3 protein-coding genes and 1 pseudogene are annotated in these 3,582 nt (G+C 69.9%); 2 read left to right on the top strand and 2 right to left on the bottom strand.

The window, feature by feature from the left end; all coding sequences use genetic code 11:
* Together VIU94_RS08010 and VIU94_RS08005 are read right to left on the bottom strand one after the other, a co-directional pair.
* A pseudogene (locus VIU94_RS08010) lies at positions 1-324 on the bottom strand (hypothetical protein); the annotation flags it as partial.
* A gap of 151 nt (positions 325-475) precedes the next feature.
* The gene (locus VIU94_RS08005) at positions 476-1,144 is read right to left on the bottom strand and encodes a TetR/AcrR family transcriptional regulator (RefSeq protein ID WP_331909053.1); all 669 of its coding nucleotides are present in this window, start codon (positions 1,142-1,144) and stop codon (positions 476-478) included.
* 67 nt (positions 1,145-1,211) lie between these two features.
* Between VIU94_RS08005 and VIU94_RS08000 the strand changes: the two genes are divergently transcribed.
* Positions 1,212-2,831 carry an FAD-binding oxidoreductase gene (locus VIU94_RS08000; protein ID WP_331909051.1) on the top strand — a complete coding sequence of 540 codons (1,620 nt, stop codon included), beginning with the start codon at positions 1,212-1,214 and terminating at the stop codon, positions 2,829-2,831.
* Positions 2,832-3,235: 404 nt separating this feature from the next.
* The coding region (locus VIU94_RS07995; protein ID WP_331909049.1) for a DedA family protein at positions 3,236-3,582 on the top strand (347 nt) is incomplete at its 3' end.

Here is a 3,582-nt window from a genome sequence, read left to right as displayed (position 1 = left end):
GATGGCCTCCACCTGGACCTCCGCGATGATGCTGTCCAGTTCACCTTCCTCCGGGTCGGTGAAGAACGGTGTGCTGACCATTTCCGCAACCGCCTGCGTGTAGGCGCGGTGAGACTCCTCCTCGCCCGGGGGAAGGATCATGGCGCGGAATACGCGCTCCACAACCGTGCGGTGAAGGCCCCACGCGGGCTCGAGCCTGAGCATCAGCAGCGGCGCACGCAGCCTCCAGAGCGCCAGCGTGGCCGCGTGGCGGCGCTGGGCGGTGGTCATAGCACCGCACAGATCCGTGAGCGCAGCGTCGTCCCGCTCATCGAACACGTCCATGACCCCTACCCATTCAGCGCCGATGTCGGGCCCCACTCTAAGGACACCCACAACGGTGGGGCATCGTCCCACCAAGCCGCCGTCACCGTCGCACCCCCGAGGCGGGTACGAAATTTGAAGACACCCCCTAGCAGCGCCGGCCCTATCCCTGCTATCCCCGCTGTCCCTGCCCCAGTTGGACACCGCCCTCGATGTTCGATCGGTCGTTCGCGAAGAGGGCCGCGAAGACCCGCTGGAATCGTGAGGTCATCTCGTCGGCCGTCTGCTCGGGATGGTGCCGCCACCAGCCGACCGCGGAGCTCACCGTCCCGTACCAAAGGTGCGTGACGAGGTCGGCGTCGAGCGGTTCGGGGGCTTGTGAGGCGCCGAGGACGTCGGCCACGCCGACGGCTCCCATGCGGTTGAGTTCCCGCCGGTACTCGGCGGCCGCGGCGTGGAGGGCGCTGTCGGCCGCCACGGTGGTGTCGTAGACGAGTTCCCAGTCGTGCAGGCGCGATTCGAGCGCGCGGAAGATCGCCTCCATGGTGCGTGCGGCACGCGTGATGTCAGGTGATCCGTCCTGCGCCGATTCGACCGCTGCGACGAGGCGGGAGCCCGCGCGGTCCAGGCAGGCCAGGTAGAGGCCGTCCTTGGAGCCGAAGTACTCATAGATCATGGGCTTGCTGATCCCTGCCCGCGCCGCCACGACCGCGGTCGACCCGCGCGCGTAGCCCTTGGTGCCGAACTCCTCCGCCGCCGCGTCCAGGATCAGCAGTTCGCGGTCCTTGCGGGGCATCCCCTTGGTGCCCACACCTCGCGTGCTCTTTTCCTGCTTGCTCATGAGTGCATCCTATGCCAATCTGACCGCCCGGTAACTTACCCAGCGTTCAGATCGGTGGTGTCGGACGGTGCGAGGCAAGACGCGTTCGTGGTGGGGATGGGGCAACGTCGAGGATGCAGTGGTCGGCCCGGAGCGCGATGCGCTGACCCGAAGGGTCTCGGAGTTGCTGCCGGGGGCGGACCTGACCGCGCACGCGGCTCCGCCGATCGAGTCGTTCGGCGTGGGCGCCAGCAGGGTCCAGGCACCGCCCGCTCTGGCGTCGATCGTCTCCGAGGACGTACGCGACCGGCTGGCGCACAGCCACGGGCAGGCGTTCCGCGACGTGGTCCGGGCGCTGTTGGGGAAGCTGCCGCACGTCCCCGACCTCGTCGTACGCCCGACCTCGGAGGCGGAGGTCATCCAGGTGCTGGACTGGTGCAGCGAAGCAGGCATCGCGGCCGTTCCCTTCGGGGGCGGCTCCTCAGTGGTGGGAGGCGTCGAGCCTCGCGTCGGCGCCGAGTACGCGGGGGCGGTCAGTCTGGACCTCACGTCGATGGACCGGGTCCTCGACGTCGACCGCACCAGCCGGGCCGCGCTCGTCCAGGCCGGGGTGCTCGGCCCGCACCTGGAGGACCAGCTCAGGCCGCAGGGCTACACGCTCCGGTTCTTTCCCCAGTCCTTCGAGTTCTCCACCCTCGGCGGCTGGCTGGCGACCCGTGCCGGGGGCCACTTCGCGACGGTCCTCACCCACATCGACGACCTCACCGAGTCACTCCGGGTCGTCACCCCAGCCGGCGTCGTCCAGTCCCGCCGGCTTCCCGCCTCAGGCGCGGGCCCGTCCCCCGACCGACTGTTCCTCGGTTCCGAGGGGTCCCTCGGCGTCATCACCGAGGCATGGGTCCGGCTCCAGGACCGCCCGCGGTGGCGGGCAGGGGCGTCGGTGGCATTCGCCGAGTACGACGCGGGCGTGAACGCGGTTCGCGCCCTGTCCCAGTCGGGCCTGCATCCCTCCAACTGCCGCCTCCTGGACCCCGTGGAGGCGTTCATCAACGCCGGTTCCCCGACGGCCGTCCTGGTACTCGGCTTCGAATCCGCCGATCACCCTGTCACCGCCTGGATGGAACGCGCCCTGGAACTGTGCCGTGATCACGGCGGCACCCTGTCCGAGCCGCCGCGCTACACCGACACCGACGATGCCGACCTGTCCGCACACAGCGGAGCCGCCGACACCTGGCGCTCCTCGTTCGTACGGATGCCCTATCAGCGCGACGCGCTCGCGGCTCAGGGCATGATCGTGGAGACGTTCGAGACCGCGTGCACATGGGACCGATTCGACAGCCTCCGTGCAGCCGTCGACGACGCGGCCCAGGACGCCATGCGCCAGGTCGACGCCACCGGCGTGGTGACCTGCCGGTTCACCCACGTCTACCCCGACGGCCCGGCACCGTACTTCGGGATCTACGCCACCGGAGCCTGGGGCAGGACGGTGGAGCAGTGGGACGAGATCAAGGCAGCGGTCTCCGACGCACTGATCGCCTCCGGAGCCACCATCACGCACCACCACGCCGTGGGCCGCGACCACCGGCCGTGGTACGACCAGCAGCGCCCCGACCTGTTCGCCGCCACCCTCCAAGCCGGCAAGGCGACGCTCGACCCGGCGGGCATCCTCAACCCCGGTGCCGTGATCGATCCCCTGCGCACGTTCTGAACGGTCCATCACCGAACAGAAGGCGAACGTGCGCTAAGTCCTGACCGGTCCAGACGCTGTCCGCGCTCGCTGGCGTGGCCACCGCGAGACTGGCCGCAGCCATCGCGAGGGACTCAGCCCAGAGCGGCCCGAACCGGCCTGCAATGACGTGCAGCCGTCTCGGTTACCGGCCGCCGATCTTCGGGTCGCTCGGTGACCGGTAGCCTCGTATGCGCATTAGGTTAGGCTGACCTTGCCGGGCCTGCAGATTTTGGTCCCGGGCCGCAGGTGGCAACCCATGGGACGGAACGGGCAGAGGCGGGCGCAGGTGAGAGACGGTGACCGGGCTCGCGCCCACTGGGGCGGGATACCCATGCGGGTGAGGGGCGTCCCGGGTTCCAGCCCGGAGCCCGGGGCGAGGCGTCGTGGATGAGATCGCGCTCACGGCCGGAGCCCTGTACGTCATCGTCCTGCTCCGAGCCGGAGGGACGTTCGCCGTCGGGTGGCTCGCCGGCGCTGGTGCCCGGCGCAGCAGGTTCGCCGGTCGGATCTCCTCGGCCAAGTTCCAGCGTGCCGAGCGGGCGATCCAGCGGTGGGGTGCGCCGGTGGTGGCCGTCTCCTTCCTGACCGTCGGTTTCCAGACCGCCGCCAACTTCCTCGCGGGCAGCATGCGCATGCCGTTGCAGCGCTACCTCCCCGCCCTGTTCATGGGCGGAGCGGCCTGGGCGCTGATCTACGCGACCGCGGGGCTCGGCGTGCTCGAAGTGCTGGG

Source organism: Streptomyces sp. (genome assembly GCF_036566765.1).
Classification (GTDB): domain Bacteria; phylum Actinomycetota; class Actinomycetes; order Streptomycetales; family Streptomycetaceae; genus Streptomyces.
Note: the sequence above shows the minus strand (reverse complement) of the source record. Positions and strands in the feature narration are given on the sequence as shown.

What these genes read in the sequence shown, in the direction of transcription:
- VIU94_RS08005 (WP_331909053.1), bottom strand. Translation starts at nt 1,144, where the DNA reads ATGAGCAAGCAGGAAAAGAGCACGCGAGGTGTGGGCACCAAGGGGATG.